This is a genomic window from Ectopseudomonas oleovorans (genome assembly GCF_003052605.1).
GTDB classification, from domain to species: domain Bacteria; phylum Pseudomonadota; class Gammaproteobacteria; order Pseudomonadales; family Pseudomonadaceae; genus Aquipseudomonas; species Aquipseudomonas oleovorans_A.
In genome coordinates, this window is the sequence record NZ_QASO01000105.1 from 12,231 (window position 1) to 32,012 (window position 19,782).

At 64.9% G+C, this 19,782-nt stretch carries 20 protein-coding genes and 2 pseudogenes; 12 read left to right on the forward strand and 10 right to left on the reverse strand.

Going from position 1 to position 19,782, the window contains the following annotated elements:
* The first annotated feature begins 8 nt into the window (after positions 1–8).
* Positions 9–983, forward strand: a complete 975-nt coding sequence (locus DBO86_RS17190; protein ID WP_108234315.1) for an ABC transporter ATP-binding protein — start codon at positions 9–11, stop codon at positions 981–983.
* The gene (locus DBO86_RS17195; protein ID WP_108234316.1) at positions 983–1,954 is read left to right on the forward strand and encodes a peptide ABC transporter ATP-binding protein; all 972 of its coding nucleotides are present in this window, start codon (positions 983–985) and stop codon (positions 1,952–1,954) included. The genes DBO86_RS17190 and DBO86_RS17195 overlap by 1 nt, the downstream gene beginning before the upstream one ends.
* 32 nt (positions 1,955–1,986) lie before the next feature.
* Here the strand turns inward: DBO86_RS17195 and DBO86_RS17200 are convergent, their stop codons facing one another.
* Positions 1,987–3,159, reverse strand: coding sequence for an HD domain-containing phosphohydrolase (locus tag DBO86_RS17200; protein ID WP_108234353.1), 1,173 nt, complete (start codon positions 3,157–3,159; stop codon positions 1,987–1,989).
* A gap of 172 nt (positions 3,160–3,331) precedes the next feature.
* Here DBO86_RS17200 and ada point away from each other — a divergent pair, with 172 nt between their 5' ends.
* The 3 genes from ada to trmA all read left to right on the forward strand — a co-directional run bounded on the left by ada (position 3,332) and on the right by trmA (position 7,361).
* Complete coding sequence (ada, locus tag DBO86_RS17205) at positions 3,332–4,360, forward strand: bifunctional DNA-binding transcriptional regulator/O6-methylguanine-DNA methyltransferase Ada (RefSeq protein WP_108234317.1); 1,029 nt, start codon at positions 3,332–3,334, stop codon at positions 4,358–4,360.
* A gap of 387 nt (positions 4,361–4,747) precedes the next feature.
* Positions 4,748–6,040, forward strand: a complete 1,293-nt coding sequence (locus DBO86_RS17215) for an NCS2 family permease (protein ID WP_108234318.1) — start codon at positions 4,748–4,750, stop codon at positions 6,038–6,040.
* Between the two features lie 232 nt (positions 6,041–6,272).
* Positions 6,273–7,361 (forward strand): tRNA (uridine(54)-C5)-methyltransferase TrmA, encoded by a 1,089-nt coding sequence (trmA, locus tag DBO86_RS17220; protein ID WP_108234319.1) that lies wholly within the window; start codon positions 6,273–6,275, stop codon positions 7,359–7,361.
* Positions 7,362–7,406: 45 nt separating this feature from the next.
* Here trmA and DBO86_RS17225 read toward each other — a convergent pair whose 3' ends face one another.
* Positions 7,407–7,790 (reverse strand): DUF4345 family protein, encoded by a 384-nt coding sequence (locus tag DBO86_RS17225; protein ID WP_108234320.1) that lies wholly within the window; start codon positions 7,788–7,790, stop codon positions 7,407–7,409.
* A gap of 131 nt (positions 7,791–7,921) precedes the next feature.
* Here DBO86_RS17225 and DBO86_RS17230 point away from each other — a divergent pair, with 131 nt between their 5' ends.
* Both DBO86_RS17230 and ypfJ read left to right on the forward strand, forming a co-directional pair.
* On the forward strand, positions 7,922–8,356 hold the full coding sequence (locus tag DBO86_RS17230) for a DUF411 domain-containing protein (RefSeq protein ID WP_108234321.1): 435 nt from the start codon (positions 7,922–7,924) through the stop codon (positions 8,354–8,356).
* A gap of 53 nt (positions 8,357–8,409) precedes the next feature.
* On the forward strand, positions 8,410–9,270 hold the full coding sequence (ypfJ, locus tag DBO86_RS17235; protein ID WP_108234322.1) for a KPN_02809 family neutral zinc metallopeptidase: 861 nt from the start codon (positions 8,410–8,412) through the stop codon (positions 9,268–9,270).
* Positions 9,271–9,279: 9 nt separating this feature from the next.
* Here ypfJ and DBO86_RS17240 read toward each other — a convergent pair whose 3' ends face one another.
* The 5 genes and pseudogenes from DBO86_RS17240 to DBO86_RS17250 form a co-directional block, all read right to left on the reverse strand.
* Complete coding sequence (locus tag DBO86_RS17240; RefSeq protein WP_108234323.1) at positions 9,280–10,449, reverse strand: Bcr/CflA family multidrug efflux MFS transporter; 1,170 nt, start codon at positions 10,447–10,449, stop codon at positions 9,280–9,282.
* A gap of 90 nt (positions 10,450–10,539) precedes the next feature.
* A complete protein-coding gene (locus DBO86_RS27330) occupies positions 10,540–11,520 on the reverse strand; it encodes an efflux RND transporter permease subunit (protein ID WP_425266806.1) in 981 nt (326 codons plus the stop codon).
* A gap of 52 nt (positions 11,521–11,572) precedes the next feature.
* A pseudogene (locus tag DBO86_RS27335) lies at positions 11,573–11,989 on the reverse strand (efflux RND transporter permease subunit); the annotation flags it as partial.
* Positions 11,963–12,160, reverse strand: a pseudogene (locus DBO86_RS27340) (efflux RND transporter permease subunit); the annotation flags it as partial. The pseudogenes DBO86_RS27335 and DBO86_RS27340, both read right to left, overlap by 27 nt.
* A gap of 5 nt (positions 12,161–12,165) precedes the next feature.
* Positions 12,166–13,302 carry an efflux RND transporter periplasmic adaptor subunit gene (locus tag DBO86_RS17250; RefSeq protein WP_108234324.1) on the reverse strand — a complete coding sequence of 379 codons (1,137 nt, stop codon included), beginning with the start codon at positions 13,300–13,302 and terminating at the stop codon, positions 12,166–12,168.
* 124 nt (positions 13,303–13,426) lie between these two features.
* On the opposite strand from DBO86_RS17250, the gene DBO86_RS17255 reads away from it, so the two are divergent.
* Complete coding sequence (locus DBO86_RS17255) at positions 13,427–14,047, forward strand: TetR family transcriptional regulator (RefSeq protein WP_075745545.1); 621 nt, start codon at positions 13,427–13,429, stop codon at positions 14,045–14,047.
* A gap of 12 nt (positions 14,048–14,059) precedes the next feature.
* On the opposite strand, the gene DBO86_RS17260 is transcribed toward DBO86_RS17255, so the two are convergent.
* Positions 14,060–14,257 carry a heavy-metal-associated domain-containing protein gene (locus DBO86_RS17260; protein ID WP_108234325.1) on the reverse strand — a complete coding sequence of 66 codons (198 nt, stop codon included), beginning with the start codon at positions 14,255–14,257 and terminating at the stop codon, positions 14,060–14,062.
* A gap of 112 nt (positions 14,258–14,369) precedes the next feature.
* On the opposite strand from DBO86_RS17260, the gene DBO86_RS17265 reads away from it, so the two are divergent.
* The 3 genes from DBO86_RS17265 to cueR all read left to right on the forward strand — a co-directional run bounded on the left by DBO86_RS17265 (position 14,370) and on the right by cueR (position 17,624).
* On the forward strand, positions 14,370–14,762 hold the full coding sequence (locus DBO86_RS17265) for a hypothetical protein (RefSeq protein WP_108234326.1): 393 nt from the start codon (positions 14,370–14,372) through the stop codon (positions 14,760–14,762).
* 64 nt (positions 14,763–14,826) lie between these two features.
* A complete protein-coding gene (locus DBO86_RS17270; RefSeq protein WP_108234327.1) occupies positions 14,827–17,196 on the forward strand; it encodes a heavy metal translocating P-type ATPase in 2,370 nt (789 codons plus the stop codon).
* Entirely contained in the window at positions 17,193–17,624 is a 432-nt protein-coding gene (gene cueR / locus DBO86_RS17275) for a Cu(I)-responsive transcriptional regulator (protein WP_108234328.1), read from the forward strand. The genes DBO86_RS17270 and cueR overlap by 4 nt, the downstream gene beginning before the upstream one ends.
* 152 nt (positions 17,625–17,776) lie before the next feature.
* Here the strand turns inward: cueR and DBO86_RS17280 are convergent, their stop codons facing one another.
* On the reverse strand, positions 17,777–18,664 hold the full coding sequence (locus DBO86_RS17280; RefSeq protein WP_108234329.1) for a PA4780 family RIO1-like protein kinase: 888 nt from the start codon (positions 18,662–18,664) through the stop codon (positions 17,777–17,779).
* 171 nt (positions 18,665–18,835) lie between these two features.
* On the opposite strand from DBO86_RS17280, the gene DBO86_RS17290 reads away from it, so the two are divergent.
* Positions 18,836–18,952, forward strand: coding sequence for a DUF2218 domain-containing protein (locus tag DBO86_RS17290; protein WP_244185571.1), 117 nt, complete (start codon positions 18,836–18,838; stop codon positions 18,950–18,952).
* A 4-nt stretch (positions 18,953–18,956) separates the two neighbouring features.
* On the opposite strand, the gene DBO86_RS17295 is transcribed toward DBO86_RS17290, so the two are convergent.
* The gene (locus DBO86_RS17295) at positions 18,957–19,703 is read right to left on the reverse strand and encodes a 5-oxoprolinase subunit PxpA (RefSeq protein WP_108234330.1); all 747 of its coding nucleotides are present in this window, start codon (positions 19,701–19,703) and stop codon (positions 18,957–18,959) included.
* Positions 19,704–19,782: the final 79 nt, after the last annotated feature.

The following is a 19,782-nucleotide window of genomic DNA, read 5'->3' on the forward strand; positions in this document are numbered from 1 at the left end:
AATCCGCAATGAGCCTGCTGAATATCCGCAATCTCTCCGTCCGTTTCGGCACTGCCGATGCCGTGCCGGTGGTCGATGGTCTCGACCTGTCCGTGGAAAAGGGCGAAGTGCTGGCCATCGTCGGCGAGTCCGGTTCGGGCAAGTCGGTGACGATGATGGCCCTGATGGGCCTGATCGACGCCCCCGGCATCGTTCAGGCCGACTGCATGCAGTTCGACGGCACCGACATGCTGCGCCTGAAAGGCCGCCAGCGCCGGCATATCGTCGGCAAGGACCTGGCCATGGTCTTCCAGGACCCGATGACCGCCCTCAACCCCAGTTACACCGTGGGTTTCCAGATCGAGGAGGTGCTGCGCCAGCACCTTGGTCTGAAAGGCAAGGCGGCGCGCGCCCGTGCCCTGGAGCTGCTGGAGCGGGTCGAGATTCCCGGCGCTGCCAGCCGCCTCGATGCCTACCCACACCAGCTTTCCGGCGGCATGAGTCAGCGCGTGGCGATCGCCATGGCGATTGCCGCCGAACCCAAGCTGCTGATCGCCGACGAGCCGACCACCGCGCTGGACGTGACCATCCAGGCGCAGATCATGGAGCTGCTGCTGGATCTGCAGCGCGATCAGGGTATGGCGCTGGTGCTGATCACTCACGATTTGGCCGTGGTGGCCGAAACCGCTCAGCGCGTGTGCGTGATGTACGCCGGCCAGGCAGTGGAGCTGGGCCAGGTACCGACCTTGTTCGATGCGCCCAGCCATCCTTATACCGAGGCGCTGCTCAAGGCCATCCCGGAACACAGCGCAGGCGCCAGCCGCCTGGCCACCCTGCCCGGCATCGTCCCCGGTCGTTACGACCGCCCACGAGGCTGCCTGCTATCACCACGCTGCCCCTACGTACAATCGCGTTGCCGTGACGAACGCCCGCCCTTGGAGGCACACGAACGTGGCGCCGCACGTTGCTTCTTTCCTCTTCACCCCACGGCGGAGGTGGCCTGATGAGTACCGTACTGCAAGCCCATGAGCTGACCCGTCACTACAGCGTCTCGCGCGGCCTGTTCAAGCCAGCGGCCACGGTGCAGGCGCTCAACGGCGTGTCCTTCAGTCTGCAGGCCGGCAGGACTCTGGCAGTGGTCGGCGAGTCCGGCTGCGGCAAATCCACCCTGGCCCGCGCCCTGACCCTGATCGAAGACCCCAGCAGCGGCAGCCTGCAGATCGCCGGGCGCGAGGTGGCCGGCGCCAGCAAGGCCGAGCGCAAACAACTGCGCCGCGACGTGCAGATGGTGTTCCAGAATCCCTACGCCTCACTCAACCCGCGGCAGAAGATCGGCGATCAACTGGCCGAACCACTGCTGATCAACACCGAGCTGTCGCGCGCCGAACGCCGCGACAGGGTGCAGGCGATGATGCAGCAGGTGGGCCTGCGCCCCGAACATTATGCGCGCTACCCGCACATGTTCTCCGGCGGCCAGCGCCAACGCATCGCCCTGGCCCGCGCCATGATGCTGCAGCCCAAGGTGCTGGTGGCGGATGAACCGACCTCGGCGCTGGATGTGTCGATCCAGGCGCAGGTGCTCAACCTGTTCATGGACTTGCAGGGGCAGTTCGCCACCGGCTACGTGTTCATCTCGCACAACCTCGCGGTGGTGCGCCATGTCGCCGACGACGTGCTGGTGATGTACCTCGGGCGTCCGGTGGAAATGGGCCCGGCCGCAGCGCTCTACGCCCGCCCACTGCACCCCTACACCCGAGCCCTGCTGTCAGCGACACCGGCGATTCACCCTGATCCGGACAAGCCTCGACTGAAAATCAGCGGTGAGCTGCCCAACCCGCTGAATCCGCCATCCGGCTGCGCCTTCCACAAGCGCTGCCCGCATGCCGACGAACGCTGCCGGGGCGAACGCCCCGAACTGCGCCTGCTCGATGCACGGCAGGTGGCCTGCCATCATGTCGAATGCATCGCCGACTGATCGCCTTGACACGACCTGCCGCCAGCGCCGTGTCATGGCGCCGCTGGCAGAGTCAGCTCGATGTTTTCCGCCAGCGAGTCCTCCAGGCGCTGCAACTCGACTTCCACCGCGGCAGCGTCGTCGGCCAGGGTTGCGGCGATCTGCAGGAACTCCGCCGTCACTTCGACGAAAGCCAACACCACCATGGGATCGAAGCGCGTGCCGCTGGCGGCGCAAATCCGCGAAACGGCCTGTTCCGGGCTGATCGACGGCAGATAGGCATGCTGACAGGTCAGCTCCTCGAAGTACCCGACCAGCGCCATCAGCCGTGCCGACAATGGAATCTGCTCACCGCTCAGCCCCTGCGGATAGCCCTGGCCATCCCAGCGCTCATGCTGGCTGTAGACGATGTCCTTGGCGTCAGAGAGAAAGTCGGTGATGCTGCCCAGCTTGCGCTCGGCACGTTCGAGCGCATCACGCCCGGCGATCACACCCTCGCGCAGCAGGCGCAGGTCATTTTCGTCCGGCTCGCCATGGCTGAGCAGCACGCGATCAGGCAGGATCAGCCGGTCGATCACATGCAGCCTGGCCGACTTGCCCAACTGGGCAATACGCGCCCCGCTCAGCGACGCTGACAAGGCCGGCTGCTGCCGTGCAAACGCAGCAGCCAGGCAGGTCATGTAGCGTTCGATACGTTCCAGACGACTGCTGCGCGGGTTGTCGCGCATCACGGCAACGCTGGCCATAGCCTCAATGGTGACATCCTGCAGGCGCTGGATATCGCGCGTGCGCCGCTTGACCTCGAGTTCCAGGTATTCGCTCTTGTCACGCAGGTAGTCGGTAGCGGCCTTGAGCTGCAGTTGCGCCCGCACGCGGGCGAGCAAGATGGGCGGGCTGACCGGCTTGGTGATGTAGTCCGCGGCGCCGAGGTCGAAGCCCAGTTGCTCGTCGGCAACATCGCTGCGCCCGGTCACCAGAATCAGTGGGATATGGCGGGTTTGAGGATCGCCGCAGAGCTTGCGGCACAATGCATAGTCATCCTGCCAGCCAAGCAGGATCAGATCCGGTTGCGGTTGCGCCCTGGCCGCCTGCAGTGCCTCATCATTGCCAACCAGGCTCACCTGATAACGATCAGCCAGCAGCGCCCCCAGGCGCTGGCGCGCATCCACGGCATCGTCCACCACCAGAATCAGTTCCTGCTCCGGCCTATCGAGCATCCCGCGCATGGCGATCTCCTTCGGCATCTGCCTGCTCATCATTAAAGGTGCTGAACGCTGTTTATGCTCAGGCCCCCGTACAAATGACCCGATCCGGGGTTTGAAAGTGCAATACGGATTGGCAGCTCGACAGGCGCAACCGACAATCGGTGCTGTCATCCTCACCAGAAAGGTTCGCCTCATGCTCGACCAGGCACGCTGCTGGCAAGCCGTCTGCGAGCGCGACGCGGCGTTCGACGGGCGTTTCGTCTTCGCCGTCGGCAGCACGGGTATCTATTGCCGGCCCAGTTGCCCGGCGCGGCGCCCAAGGCGCGATAACGTCAGCTTTCACCTTGACGCAGCCAGCGCCGAGACAGCCGGCTTTCGCCCGTGCAAACGCTGCTCGCCGCAAGGCCAGAGCCCGGCGCAGCAGCTCGATGCGCTGGTCGCCGCAGCCTGTGATCTGCTCAGCGGCGAACAACGCCTGACCCTGCCGCAGCTGGCGGCGCGTATCGGCCTGTCAGCCTCGCACCTGGCCCGTGCATTCAAGGCGCGCACGGGCATGACACCCAATGCCTGGGCCGCCGCTCTGCGCCGGCAACGCCTGGAAACCCATCTGCCACAGGCAGCTAGCGTGCTCGACGCAGCGCTGGCCGCCGGCTATGGCGGCACCCGCGCCCTCTATGCCCAGCCACAGGCCATGAGCCCGGCCCGCCGCCGCCAGCAGGGCGCTGGGGAACGCCTGCGCTACACCATTGCCCCCTGCCCACTCGGCCAGGTGCTGCTGGCCACCAGCGAGCGCGGTGTTTGTGCCCTGCTGTTTGCCGATGAACCGCAACACCTGCGCAGCGAACTGCAGCAGCGCTTTGCCGCAGCGCAGCTCGAAGAGGATGCCGCGGGCCTGCGTGACTGGCTGCAGCAGGTGCTGGAGCAACTCGCAGAACCGCAGCGCGCCGCCCATCTGCCACTGGACATACGCGGCACGGCGTTTCAGCTGCGCGTCTGGCAAGCGCTGCAGAATATTCCCTGCGCAGAGACGCGCAGCTATGCCGAACTGGCCGAGCAACTGCACAGCCACCCGCGTGCGGTGGCGCGCGCCTGCGCCAGCAATGCCATCGCCCTGCTGCTGCCGTGCCACCGCGTGGTGGCCAGTGATGGCCAGCTCAGTGGTTATCGCTGGGGGATACAGCGCAAGCGGCAGTTACTGGCGCGCGAAAGCGAGGATCACTGAGCCCGTCAGGTGCCCCTTGGCCTAATGTCTGTCAGTTAAGCGTCGACGCTGCCAATGGGGAAGAGCGGCGCCCCGCCGCGAACCAGGGCGATACGCGATTGAAAAGCTTCGCCCCGGGGCGGGGCTCCTACGAAAGACCGCTTTGGCAAGCTTATCTGATCGGCATTGCCCCTTGGCCTGCTTGTAGCGATATACCCGACACAGCCAGGGCAAAACTGTCTACCCGGTCATGAAAAGGCTGAAAAGGCCATAAATTCACCCGGCAAAACCTTGCTGGTATGATGCGCGGCTTTTGCGAAATCGAGCCATTTTCCCAGCTCATGCGGACGAATGTGCTTTGCTTTCTGCAGACCAATTTCGGCGCGTTCGCGCCTCGGGGGAGCCTCCATGCTGGAAAGACTGTTCCAACTCAACGCCCACAACACCACGGTGCGCACCGAGGTTCTGGCCGGGGTCACCACTTTCCTGACCATGGCCTACATCCTCTTCGTCAACCCCAACATGCTCGCCGAGACCGGCATGGATCATGGCGCGGTGTTCGTCGCCACCTGCCTGGCCGCCGCCATCGGCTCGCTGGTGATGGGTCTTTTAGCCAACTACCCGATTGCCCTGGCGCCGGGCATGGGCCTCAACGCCTTCTTCACCTACACCGTGGTCATGACCATGGGCTACAGCTGGCAGACCGCCCTGGGCGCGGTGTTTCTCTCCGGCGTAATCTTCTTCCTGCTGTCGATCTTCAGAATCCGCGAGTGGATCATCAACAGCATCCCTCTGGCCCTGCGCGCCGGCATCGCCGCCGGCATCGGCCTGTTCCTGGCGATCATCGCGCTGAAAAACGCCGGCATCGTGGTCGATCACCCGGCCACTCTCGTCGGCCTGGGCGACATGAGCAAGGGCGGCGCGCTGCTGGCCTGCCTGGGCTTTTTCGTCATCGCCGCGCTGGCCTATCGCAAGGTCACCGGCGCCGTGATGATCGGCATTCTGCTGGTCACCGGCCTGTCCATCGCACTCGGCTTGTCCGAACTGCCGGGCGTGGTCTCGATGCCGCCGTCGCTGATGCCGACCCTGCTGCAACTGGATATTGCCGGCGCGCTGGATATCGGCCTGATCAGCGTGATCTTCGCCTTCCTCTTCGTCGACCTGTTCGACACCTCCGGCACCCTGGTGGGCGTGGCGCAGAAAGCCGACCTGTTGGACAAGGACGGCAAGATGCCGCGCCTGGGCCGCGCCCTGCTGGCCGACAGCACCGCGACCATGGCCGGCGCCGCGCTGGGCACCAGCACCACCACCAGCTATATCGAATCCGCCGCCGGCATCAGTGCCGGTGGGCGTACCGGCCTGACCGCGTGCGTGGTCGCCGCGCTGTTTCTGCTCAGCCTGTTCTTCGCCCCGCTGGCCGGCTCGGTGCCGGCCTACGCCACCGCCCCGGCGCTGCTGTTCGTCGCCGTACTGATGATGAGCAGCCTGGCGCAGATCGACTGGGACGACCTCACCGTCGCCGCCCCGGTGGTGGTCGCTGCCCTGGCCATGCCGCTGACCTTCTCCATCGCCAATGGCATCGCCTTCGGTTTCATCGCCTGGACGGCGGTCAAGGTACTGGCTGGCCGCTGGCGCGAACTGAACCCGGCGATGTGGGTGCTCTCGGCGCTGTTCATCGTCAAGCTGGCCTACTTCGCCTGATCAACCCGCCTGATCGTTCCCACGCTCCGCGTGGGAACGCCTCCCCGGACGCTCCGCGTCCCGCACACCAATCATCGCCAGCCGGGCACGGCAGCATCGCCTCCGCTACATTAGCTCGCCGTTGATCGTTCCCACGCTCCGCGTCCAGCGCCACCAATGATCGACGACAACGGCACGCCGGCAACGGAATCGCTACAATGGCGCCCCGTTTTCCTGCCCGCATGAGTGACCGATGAGCCGCCCCGCATTCGACCCTGCCACCTACGACGCCCAACTCGCAGAGAAGAAGGCCCGCCTGGTCGAACTGCTGGCGCCCTTCGCCGCGCCGGAGCCCGAGGTATTCGACTCGCCACGCGAGCATTACCGCATGCGCGCCGAGTTTCGCCTGTGGCGTGAGGACGGCCAGCGTCACTACGCCATGTTCGCCCCAGGCGACAAACACACACCGATCCTGCTCGACGATTTTCCCATTGCCAGCCTGCGCATCAACGAACTGATGCCGCACCTGCGCGCCGCCTGGCAGGCCAGCGAAGCGCTGTCGTTCAAGCTGTTCCAGGTAGAGTTCCTTACCACCCTGGCCGGTGATGCGCTGATCACCCTGGCCTACCACCGCCCGCTGGACGAGGCCTGGCAAGCCGAGGCGGAAAAGCTGGCCGCCGAACTGAACGTCAGCCTGGTCGGCCGCTCCCGCGGTCAGCGCCTGGTGATCGGTCGCGACTATGTGGAAGAAGAACTGACCGTAGCCGGGCGCAGCTTCCGCTATCGCCAGCCGGAAGGCGCCTTCACCCAGCCCAACGGCCGGGTCTGCGAGAAGATGCTGAACTGGGCCCATGACGCCCTCGGCGAGCGCGACGACGACCTGCTGGAGCTGTACTGCGGCAACGGCAACTTCACCCTGCCGCTGGCCACCCGAGTTCGCAAGGCCCTGGCCACCGAGATCAGCAAGACCTCGGTGAATGCCGCCCTGGCCAACCTGGCTGACAACGGCGTGGATAACGTCGAGTTGGTGCGCCTCTCCGCCGAGGAGCTGACCCAGGCGCTGAACGAGGTGCGCCCGTTCCGCCGCCTGGCCGGCATTGACCTGAAGAGCTATGCGTTCGGCAGCGTCTTCGTCGACCCACCGCGCGCCGGCATGGACCCGGACACCTGCGAGCTGACTCGCCGTTTCGAGCGCATCCTGTACATCTCCTGCAACCCGGAGACCCTGGCCGCCAACATCGCCCAACTGAGCGACACCCACAAGGTGACGCGCAGCGCGCTGTTCGACCAGTTCCCCTACACCCACCATATGGAAGCGGGTGTGCTGCTGGAGCGGCGCTGAACCGCTCCTCGTAGCCCGGTGCAATCCGGGGTTTGCCTGCTCGGCTCAGCGTGACAAGCCGCGCAACGCCCACCAGGCCAGCCCGGCCGACACCACTTCGAGCAGCAGTGCGTAGAGGTTGAAGGTCTGCTGTCCGCCGCCGTCCAGCCACAGCCCGGCAATGCGCGCCAGCGCCAGCGAGCTATACAGCAGCACCAGCAAAAACAACGCCGGGCGCAGCAAATCCATACGCAGCAGCGCCATCGCCAGATATGCCGCCAGGCCCAGTTGCAGGCCGCCGTAATAGGCGCGCACTTCGGTCACCGCCGCATTAGCCATCAGCAACGCGCCGCTGAAGCTGGCCATTTCCTCGGGACGAATGAAGTAGGCCAGCCCCAACACGAGCAAGGCAGCGATCTGGATCGACAGGACGATTCGGGCGAACAGCATGGGCGGGTTCCAGACAATGAGTGGCCACCGCCAGCATAGGCCGCCACTGGTCGCGACGCATAGTCGCAATGGCTTGGGCAGCGTCCGCCGTGGCGCTATGCTGGGCGCTCTCGTTCATCCGGAGTCCAGTCATGCGTCGTTCCCTGCTCGCCCTCTGTCTCTTCACCAGCCTGGCCCACGCCAGCGAGCCACTGACCATCGATGTACATCGCGATGCCAACTGCGGTTGCTGCAAGGCCTGGATCGACCATCTGCAGGACAATGGCTTCACCGTCAATGACCATGTCGAGGCCGACATGAGTGCACTCAAGCAGCGACTCGGCGTGCCGCCGCGCCTGGCTTCCTGTCACACCGGCGTGATCGACGGCAAGTTCGTCGAGGGCCATGTACCGGCCGCAGATATTCTCAAACTGCGTGAGCGCGTGGACCTGATCGGCGCTGCCGTACCCGGCATGCCCGTGGGCTCGCCTGGTATGGAGTATGGCGACCGTGTCGATGCCTATCAGGTCATCGGCCTGGATCGCGAGCGCAAGGATCAGTTGCTCAGTGACTACCCGGCCAACTGAGTCGGGCACGGGCGCAGCTACACTGCAGCGATCAGCAACCAGGGAGTGCCGCCATGCGCTGGCAACGCGGTAGACGCAGTGACAACGTGGTGGATGCGCGCGGCCGTTCCGGCAGGCGCCTCGGTGGCGGCCTGAGCCTCGGCGGGGTGGCGGTGATCGTCATCGTCGGCCTGCTAATGGGCCAGGACCCGCTGCAGATTCTTGGTCAGATCGCCGGCCAGGCCACCCAGCCGCAGGTTACCCAGACGCAGAGCGCGCCAGCGGCGAACGACGAGCAGAGCGAGTTCGTCCGCGCCATCCTCGGCGATACCGAAGACACCTGGCGCGAGCTGTTTCAGCAGGCTGGCCAGCAGTATCGCGATCCGCAACTGGTGCTGTTCTCCGGCGGCGTCAATTCCGCCTGCGGTTTCGCCAGCTCGGCAGTTGGCCCCTTCTACTGCCCTGGCGATCAGCGCGTGTATCTGGACATGGCGTTTTTCCGCGAGATGGAGCAACGCTTCTCCGCTGCCGGCGACTTCGCCCAGGCCTATGTGATTGCCCATGAAGTCGGCCATCACGTACAGACCCAGTTGGGTGTCTCGGCCAAGGTCAACGCGGCGCGCCAGCGCGGTGAACGCGTCGAGGGCGACGGCGGCCTGCTGGTACGCCAGGAACTGCAGGCCGACTGCCTGGCCGGGGTCTGGGCGCATCACGCGCAACGCCGGCATGACTGGCTGGAGGCTGGCGACCTGGAAGAAGCCCTCAACGCGGCCAGCGCCATCGGTGATGACCGCCTGCAGAAGCAGTTGCGCGGTCAGGTGGTGCCGGATGCCTTCACCCATGGCACCTCGCAGCAGCGCGTACGCTGGTTCAGCACTGGTTTCGCGAGTGGTCAGCCGGGGCGTTGCGACACATTCAAGGCGGCGCGCCTGTAACACGCCGGCTCACACCACGAAGCGCTTGCTCCACCAGGCAAAGCCGCAGGCGGCAGCGCCGCACAGGGCAATCACCAGCGCCATGGGCATGGCCGAGCCATCGTGTAGGAAGGCCACCAGCGCCGATGCGCTGGCCGCCACGCTGAACTGCATACTACCCAGCAACCCGGAAGCGCTGCCGGCATGCCGGCCCTGCCCGGCCATGGCGCAAGCCGTGGCATTGGGCAACACGCAACCGAGGCTGGCGACGCAGATGAACAGCGGAATCAGCAGCGGCCACAGCTGCGCCGGTTGCCACAGCGCCAGCACCAGCAGACACAGGCCACAGGCCAGGTATACCAGCACCATGCGCCGCAGCCACCGCGCCGGGCCGCCGCGCAGCACCAGACGCGCATTGACCTGCGCCATGATCACGAAGCCTGCCGCGTTGCTGCCGAACAGCCAGCCATAGTGCTCGGCCGGCACACCGTACAACTCGATAAACACGAAGGGCGAGCCGGCGATGTAGGCGAACATGCCCGCCATCGCCACACCGCCGGCCAGGCTGTAGCCCATGAACGGCGCATTGCCCAGCAAAGCGCGGTACTGGCCGAAGGCGCCGCTCAGCGGCGCCGGCTGCAGATGCTGCGGACGGGTCTCCGGCAGCCCGAACATCACGACCAGCAGGCACAGGCCGGAGAAAATCGCCAGGCTATGGAAGATCCACGGCCAGCCCAGCGTACTGAGCAGCAGCCCGCCCCCCAGAGGCGCGAGAATCGGCGCCAGGCCCATCACCAGCACCAGCTGCGAGAACACCTTGGCCGAAGCCAGTGGATCGCACAGGTCGCGCACCACCGCACGGGTGATCACCATCCCGGCGCAGCCGCCGAGGGCCTGGACGAAGCGTGCCGTCACCAGCCATTCCAGGTTCGGCGCCAGGGCACAAGCCAGCGATGCCAGGGTGAACAATGCCACCCCGACCAGCAGTGGCACGCGGCGACCGAAACGATCCGCCAACGGTCCGTAGAACAGCTGGCCAATGGCGATGCCGACGAAATATGCCGCCAGCGACAGCTGAATATGTTCGACGTCGGTGCCGAACTGCTGGGCCAGTGTGGGGAAACTTGGCAGGTAGAAATCGATGGCCAAAGGGCCAAAGGCACACAGCGCGCCCAGGATCAGCAGGGTTCGCAGGTTCATGAATAATCCGCAAAATTGTTAGCCGGCTAATCATCTCACCGACCAGGCCGCAGATGAAAGCGCGGATCGCCGAACGACGCTTCGCGCTTATCAATGTGGCGGCTGTGCTTCCCTGGCCTTGCCGCGCTGACTCACCCGCTGCGCCACCGACTCCACCAACAGGTAGAACATCGGGATGAGGAAAGTGGCCAGCAGCGTGGCCGCGAGCATGCCGCCGATCACCCCGGTGCCGATGGAGTGGCGACTGGCCGAGCCCGCTCCGGAGCTGATGGCCAGCGGCACGCAACCGAGAATGAACGCCAGCGAAGTCATCACGATGGGGCGGAAACGCAGCTTGGCCGCCTCCAGTGCCGAGTCGAAGATGCCCTTGCCTTCGGCGCGTAGCAGCACGGCGAACTCGACGATAAGGATGGCGTTCTTCGCCGCCAGACCGATCAGGGTGACCAGGCCGACCTGGAAGTACACGTCGTTCTGAATGCCGCGCAGCCACACCGCGAGAATCGCCCCGAACACCGCAAACGGCACGGCGGTGACCACCGCCAGTGGCAGCGTCCAGCGCTCGTACTGCGCGGCGAGAATCAGGAAGACCAGAATCAGGCCGAAGACGAACGCCTGGGTGCCCGAACCCTGAGTCGCCAGTTCCTGGTAGGCCGAGCCGATCCAGCCCAGGCTGTAGTCCTCACCCAATACCTCATCGGCCACTTCCTGCATCGCCGCCAACGCCTGCCCGGAGCTGTAACCCGGCGCCGGGCCACCAAGGACCTTGGCCGAGGGATAGACGTTGAAACGGTCGTAGGAATCCGGCCCGAGGATGCGCCGCACCCGCAGCAGGGTCGACAGCGGCACCAGATCACCACTGCTGGAGCGTACGTAGACCTGGCCGAGATCTTCCGGCTTGCGGCGGAACTCCGATTCCGACTGCAGGCTGACCTGCCAGGTACGTCCGTAAAGGGTGAAATCGTTGACGTAATAACTGCCGAAGGTGGCCTGCATCGCGGTGAACACATCGCTGACGCTGACGCCCAGTGCGCGCGTCTTGGTGCGATCCAGATCGATGTAGTACTGCGGCACGTTGGCGCTGAAGGTTGCTCTGAATGCCGGCCAGCTCCGGTCGCTTGCTGGCGGCCTCGACGAAGGCCTGGACCTTCTCGCCGAGCTGCTCGACGCTGCCACCGGAACGATCCTGAATGAAGGACTCGAAGCCACCGGTGGTGCTCATACCGGTGATCGGCGGCGGGTTGAACGACAACACCAGGCCATCCTTCTGCGCAGCGCCCATGCCCATGAACTCGCGCGTATGATTGCGTGCATCGAGCTCGGGCGTGGTGCGCTCGCTCCAGTCCTTGAGCGGCACGAAGGACACCCCGGCGTTGCTGCGCACGCCGAAGGTGAGCACGTCGAAACCGGCGAAGGTCACCACATCTTCGACTGCCGGATGCTCCATCAGCTGCTGACTCACCGCCCCACTCAGCGCCTCGGTGCGATTGAGCGAAGCGGCCGGCGGCAGGTAGTAGATCGCCTGCTCCAGCGGCGCCGCCACAGTTTCAGCGATGACCTGCGAACTGGCGCCAGGGTAAGCGGCGCTCACCGACACCTGCGGCGGCAGGATTTCCGGGTACTGGGCAATGGGCAACGCGCGCATCGCCGCCAGGCCGGCGAGCACGATGACGATGGCGAATACCGGACGGTCGATGAAGAAACGCGAGATCATGGTCGTTACTCCTGCGCCGTGCTGGCTGGCGTGACTGCCTTCGCCTCCTCGACCTGCACCGGGCTGTCCGGTCGCACCTTGGCCAGACCGTCGACTATCACCCGCTCACCATCGCTGACGCCGGCCAGAATCACCCAGCGCCCACCGACCGTATCGCCCGTGGTGACCTGGCGCATGCGCGCGACGCTCTGCTCGTCCACCACATAGACGAAGGTGCCACGCGGCCCCTGAGCGACGGCGCGCTCCGGTACGGTGATGGCGTTGGGACGGGTCAGGCCCTTGACCTGCACCCGCACGAACTGCCCGGGCAGCAGCTTCTGCTCGGGGTTCGGCATCACGCCACGGGCGCTGACCGTGCCGGTACCGCGGTCGATCAGGCTGTCGGTGAAGTCCACTTCGCCCGCTGTTGGATAGGCCGAGCCGTCACCGAAATACACCTCCACGCTGAGTTTGCCGATGCTCGGTGGCACCAGGCTGCCTTCGGACAATTCGCGGCCCAGGCGCTCGGCCTCGGCGTCCGGGTAGGCGAAGTTGACGAAGATCGGGTCGAGCTGGGTGATCTGCGTCAGCAGGCTGGCACTGGGGTCGCCAGCGACGATCAGGCTGCCTTCGGAGACGCTTTCCTTGCTGGTGATGCCAGTGATCGGCGCCTTGACTGTGGTGTAGTCGAGGTCGATCTGGCGCGACTGCACCTCGGCCTGGGCCGCCTCGATATTGGCCTTGCTCTGTTCGAAGTTGGAGATGGCGTTGTCCAGCTCACTCTCGCTGGCGAAGCCCTTCTTCTGCTGTTCACGGATGCGTTTGAGGTCACGATCGGTCTGGCGAAAACGCGCCTGTTCCTGCGCCAGGGCACCTTTGGCACGGGCCAGGGCGGCCTCGTAAGGACGTGGATCGATGCGAAACAGCACCTGACCCTTCTGTACCCGACTACCCTCCTGATAGGTGCGCTCCTGCAGGATGCCGCCGACCTGGGCCCGAACCTGCACCTCGCGGTAACCGGCAGTTCGCGCTGGATATTCCAGCACGATGGGCAGTTCGTCGGCCTTGATCTGCTCGACCGTGACCGCTGTCGGTGGCGCATCGGCGGCCTGGATGCTCTGGGCTAGCAGGGCCAGGCTGAAGGGCAGGCAGAAACCGACCAGACGTCATTCCTCTCCTTGGCTAGACGCGGGGCAGAAGCAGGACAACCAAGCCCGCCACCAGCAGGCGGGGCAAAATCGGTAAACTCGGCACAATCTGAGCCTAGTTCCAATTAACCGGATCGCCATGCGTAGAACCAAAGAAGATGCGGAGAAAACCCGCTGCGCCATCCTCGCTGCTGCGGAACAGTTGTTCCTCGAGCGTGGGGTCGCCCATACCAGCCTCGAGCAGATCGCCCGGCATGCCGGGGTTACGCGCGGTGCGGTTTATTGGCACTTCCAGAACAAGGCCCACCTGTTCCACGAAATGCTCAACCAGGTACGCCTGCCGCTGGAGCCGCTGGCCCAGCAACTGGCGGCGGTCGATGGCCTGTCATCGCTGCAGCTGCTGCGCGATCTGTGCATAGAGGCCATGGCCAATCTGGTGCTCGACGAGCAACGCCGGCGCATCCTCACCGTACTACTGCGGCGCTGCGAGTTCACCGAGGAGCTGCGCGAGGCCGAGGAGCGTCACGAGACCTTCGTCAATCAGTTCATTGACCTGTGCGAACAGCAGTTCGCCTTGCCGGCTGTGCAACCATACCTGCAGCCAGGCATCACCCCGCGCCTGGCCTCGCGCACGCTGCACGCGCTACTCGTCGGCCTGTTCAGTGACTGGCTGCGAGACCCCAACCTGTTCGATGCCCAGACCGATACCCCGACGATGATCGACAGCTGCTTTCGCGGCCTGCTGCGGCAGTGGCCTTAGCAGGCCCGAGCTCTACGCGGGGGCAACCTCGTAGCCCTCTTCGCGAATGGCGGCCTGTATCTGCGCAGCATCCAGGTTGCCCTCCACTCGTACCAGCCCCCCAGCCAGATCCACTTCGACTTTGGCCGTCTGCTCCAGCGCCTGGATCGCCTGGGTAATGGCACGCACGCAATGACCGCATGACATTCCGCTAACCTTGAATTGTTGCATTGCTGACTCCTTGAATCAGTGGTCGATGGGTGTAGTCTCAACCTTGCCACAATGGCAAGGTCAAGCCCTTGCTTCATGTCACCCGCGCCGTTTTCTGCATGAGGACCTTGCCATGCGCCTGCTCTGCTCCGCCCTTGCCCTGCTTATGGCGCCTCTGGCTCAGGCCGAACCACTGGCACCGCTGCCCTCGACAAGTCAGGGCGAAGGCTACGCAGTGCTGATCGTCTCGCGCGAACGCCTGGAGGTGGCCACCACCTGCGAGGTCGCGCTGTATCTGCATGACCAGATGGCCGCCCGCCTGCATCAGGGCCAGTCGGTGTCCTTCAACCTGCCGCCAGGCCGCGTCTCACTACGCCTTGGTCTGACCGGCACCGGTCCCTGTCAGGACGGTATCAACCAGCTCGCCGGTCAGTCGCTGGAACTGCAGGCCGGCGAAGTGCGCCGCTATCGCATCGCCATGGGCAGCGATGGCCTGCGACTGCAGGCCGCGCCGATGCTGAACTGAAGACTTGACCTTGCCATGGGGGTAAGGTTGATCCTGTAGCCACGACGTTACAGGGAGCCGAACCATGACCACCTTCGACCTGCCCATCCAGGGCATGACCTGCGCCAGTTGCGCCGGTCGTATCGAGCGCGCGCTGCGCAAGCTGCCGCAAGTAAGTAGTGTCAGCGTCAACCTGGCCAGCGAGCAGGCGCGCATCGAAGCGCCGGCCGGAAGTCTGCCGCAACTGATCAGCGCTATCGAGGGCGCCGGTTACAGCGTGCCCAGCCAGCCACTGGAGTTGGACATCGAAGGCATGACCTGCGCCAGTTGCGTCGGTCGTATCGAACGCGCCCTGAGCAAACTGCCGGGCATCAGCCAGGTCACCGTCAATCTCGCCGATGAGAAGGCGCGCCTGCAGGTACTCGCCGGTTTCGACCCGCAACAGGCGCTGAAGGCGGTGGCTGCCGCCGGTTACAAGGCCAGCCTGCTCGATGGGCGCCCTGCCACGGATGAAGCCGGCAACCGCCTGCGTCGTGAGCGACTGACGTTGTTGGCGGCCATCATCCTGACCCTGCCACTGGTTGTGCCGATGCTGGCCGAACCCTTCGGCCAGCACTGGATGCTGCCGGCCTGGGCGCAATTCCTGCTCGCCACACCGGTGCAGTTCATCTTCGGTGCGCGTTTTTACCGTGCCGCCTGGCAAGCGCTGAAAGCCCGTGCCGGCAACATGGATCAACTGGTGGCCATCGGCACCAGCGCCGGTTACGGCCTAAGCCTGTACCAATGGGCCGTAACCCCGGCCGGGCAGATGCCGCATTTGTACTTCGAGGCCTCGGCGGTGATCATCAGCCTGATCCTGCTCGGTAAATACCTGGAAAACCGCGCCAAGCGCCAGACCGCTAGCGCCATTCGCGCCTTGCAGGCGCTGCGCCCGGACCACGCGGTGAGGCTGGTGGAGGGTCGCGAGGAACGTGTCGGCATCGACGCGCTGGTGCTGGGCGACCGGATTCTGGTCAAGCCCGGCGAACGCTTCCCGGTCGACGGCCTAGTGCTGGAAGGCACCAGCCATGCCGACGAAGCGCTGATCAGCGGTGAAAGCCTGCCGGTGGCCAAACAGCCGGGCGACAAGGTCACGGCCGGCGCCATCAACGGTGAAGGTCGCTTGCTGGTGGAAACCACTGCCCTCGGCGCCGAAACCGTACTGTCACGGATCATCCGCCTGGTCGAAGACGCCCAAGCAGCCAAGGCGCCGATCCAGAAACTGGTGGACAAGGTCAGCCAGGTATTCGTCCCGGTGGTGCTACTGATCGCCCTGGCTACGCTGCTGGGCTGGCTGGCGTTCGGCGCATCACTGGAAAACGCCCTGCTCAATGCCGTCGCCGTACTGGTGATCGCCTGCCCCTGCGCGCTGGGCCTGGCCACGCCGACCGCGATCATGGCCGGTACTGGGGTCGCCGCGCGCCACGGCATCCTGATCAAGGACGCCGAAGCGCTGGAAGTGGCGCATGCCGTGCAGCACATTGCCTTCGACAAAACCGGCACACTCACCGAAGGCAAGCCACGCATCGTCCATATCGGCCTGGGCGAAGCAGACGAGGAAGAACTGCTGCGCCTGGCCGGCGGTCTGCAACAGGGCAGCGAGCACCCGCTGGCCAAGGCCGTGCTGCAGCGCTGCGCCGAACAGCACATCGCCCTGCCGGCGCTGAGCAACAGCCGTGCGTTGACCGGACGCGGCATCGCCGGCGAAATCGAGGGCCGCAGCCTGCAACTGGGTAGCAGCCGCCTGCTGGAGGAAAACCAGTTGCAGGCCGGCCCGCTGGCCGAGTCCGCCCGAGTATGGGAGGCCGAGGGCCGCACGCTGTCCTGGCTGATCGAAACCGGCAGCACGCCACGCCTGCTTGGCCTGCTGGCCTTCGGCGACCTGCTCAAGGACGGTGCTGCCGAAGCCATCGCCGAACTGCGTGCACAAGGCATCACCAGTCACCTGATCAGCGGCGACAACCTGGGCAGCGTGGCGGCGGTGGCCAGCGTTCTGGGTATCGACGAACCCCACGCCCAGGTATTGCCGGCAGACAAGGCGCGACTGATCGGTGAACTGCGCCAGCACGGCACCGTGGCCATGGTCGGCGACGGTATCAACGACGCGCCAGCGCTGGCCGCCGCGGACGTCGGCATCGCCATGGGCGGCGGCACCGATGCCGCCATGCACGCGGCCGGCATCACCCTGATGCGCGGCGACCCGCGTCTGGTGCCGGCCGCGCTGGAGATCAGCCGGCGCACCTACGCGAAGATCCGCCAGAACCTCTTCTGGGCCTTCATCTACAACCTGATCGGTATACCGCTTGCCGCCGCTGGCCTGCTCAACCCGATGTTCGCGGGCGCTGCCATGGCGCTGTCCAGCGTCAGCGTGGTGAGCAACGCACTGCTGCTCAATCGCTGGAGACCGCGTACATGAACATCGGCCAAGCCGCCAAACATACCGGCCTTAGCGCCAAGATGATTCGCTACTACGAGTCCATAGATCTGCTGCCCCATGCCGGGCGGTCGGAGAGTGGTTATCGGCAGTACAGCGCATCGGACCTGCACCGCCTGGCCTTTATCAAGCGGGCGCGGGATCTCGGCTTTTCGCTGGAGGAAGTCGGCAAACTGCTGGCGCTGTGGCAGGACAAGCAGCGCGCCAGTGCTGATGTAAAAGCACTGGCCGAAGATCACATCGCCGAATTGGAGCGCAAGATTGCCGAGATGACGGCCTTGCGCGACACGCTGGTGGATCTGGCGAACAGTTGCCAGGGCGATAGCCGGCCGGATTGTCCGATTCTGCAGGGGCTGGAGGAAGGAGTGAGTTGCGGCGCGGCGCGATGTTCATCGCACCGTCAGCCGTAGGGCGGGTGAAACCCGCCAGACCGACAACGGCGGGTTGCACCCGCCCTACGTCAGTGGCGCCGCCAGTTCTAAAGCCCCTCCCATGGCACCGGGCGCAGTGTGAGGATGTGCGCACGGCGCACCCTACGGAGCAGAGCCCGGTAAAAGCTTTATCAGCGCATCCAGGGCGGCGTCGGTTCGGCGTCCTTGGGTTCGTCCTCGGCATTGCGCAGGGCCTGCTTCTTCGCCTCATCGGCCAGCGCCGCCTTGATCTCACGCATCACAGCATCGATATCAGCGGCGTCCTCAGGCTCAGCGAACTCGCCCGTCAACTCCGTATGCGGCTGCAGCTTACCGGCCTCGAATAACGCCCACATTTCCTTGGCGTACTTGGTGTACTTCAACTCCGGGGCGAACTGACCGAAGTACTCGGCCATGTTGCGCACATCGCGCTCAAGCATGCTGAAGGCATGGTTGTTGGCGGCGGCATCCACGGCTTGCGGCAGATCGATGATCACCGGGCCTTCGGGGCCAAGCAGTACGTTGAACTCCGACAGGTCGCCGTGCACTAGGCCGGCGCAGAGCATCTTGACGATCTCCTGGATCATGAAGGCGTGAAATTCACGCGCGTCGTCCGGGTGCAGGTCGACGTCATTGAGCCGCGGCGCAACATCACCCTCGCCATCACCGACCAGTTCCATCAGCAGTACGCCGTCGAGAAAGTCGTAGGGTTTGGGTACACGCACGCCGGCATTGGCCAGGCGAAACAACGCAGCGACCTCGGCATTCTGCCAGGCCTGCTCCTGCTCCTTGCGCCCGTACTTGCTGCCCTTGGCCATGGCCCGCGCCTGGCGACTGCCACGCACCTTGCGACCTTCCTGATATTCGGATGCCTGGCGGAAGCTGCGTTTGTTGGCCTCCTTGTAGACCTTGGCGCAGCGCAGCTCGTCGCCACACCTCACCACATAGACCGCTGCTTCCTTGCCACTCATCAGTGGTCGCAGCACCTCATCCACCAGGCCATCCTCGACCAGGGGTTCAATACGTTTGGGCGTCTTCATCGGTGTGGATCACGGGTCCTTTCTGACGGAGAAAATGATTACGGCGCCATCCTCGCATAGCCAGAGGCGTATGCCGACTGTTGATCATCATGCACTGACCAGATGACGCCTGAGCGCCTCGATGGCATAGCGCACTTTGGCCGGTTACGCATCGCGCCGTGGCGTAACGATATGCAGGCCGATCCAGTCGAGCTTGAGCAATTGCGACACCTGGAGGGTATCGTCGGCAGTCACTTCGAACGCTTTGCCTGGCAGGAGGAGCTGACTCTGGACTGGCAGCCCATCTGATCCCTCAAAGCGCATCCAGCCGAGCGCGCAAACGGCGCAACACCTCCAGCAACTCGGGGTTGTCGCCATGCACGCAGAGGCTGTCAGCCCGCAGCCGCAGCGGCTTGCCATCGATATCGGCAAAGGACTCGCCGCTGGCAATGGCCAACGCCTGGTCCAGGGTTCGCTCGGGATCATGATGCACCGCGCCGCTGAGCCGGCGTGGCGCCAGTTGCCCATCTGACAGATAGGCGCGGTCGGCAAACGCCTCGAACATCAGCGGCACATCGGCCTCGTCGGCCAGACGCAGCTCCCGATCATTGTCAGCCAGCGCCAGCACCATCAGCGGCAGGCCCTTGCGGTAGTTGGCACAGGCATCGAGTACCGCGGTGAGCAGCGCATCATCACGAACCAGATCGTTGTAAAGCGCGCCATGCGGTTTGACGTAAGCCAGCTGACAGCCGCGCGCTCGGCAAAAGGCATCCAGCGCCCCGACCTGATACAGCACCAGTGCGCGAACCTCTTCCGGCGAGCACTGCAGGTGACGCCGACCTAAGCCTTGCAAATCCGGATAGGACGGATGCGCCGCGCCAATACTCACGTCATGCGCCACGGCCAGCTCGACACAGCGCGCCATGATCAGCGGATCGCCCGCATGGAAGCCGCACGCCAGGTTGGCCTGATCGATCAGCGGCATGGCCAGTTCATCGTCGCCCATGCGCCAGGCGCCGAAGCCCTCGCCCATGTCGCAGTTGAGAAGAATAGGGTTCATGTCGGCAGCTTAGAGCGCCAGGAAAGCCAGCGTAAAGCCCGCCGATCACTCGAGAATTAATCGTATTTACAAAATTTAC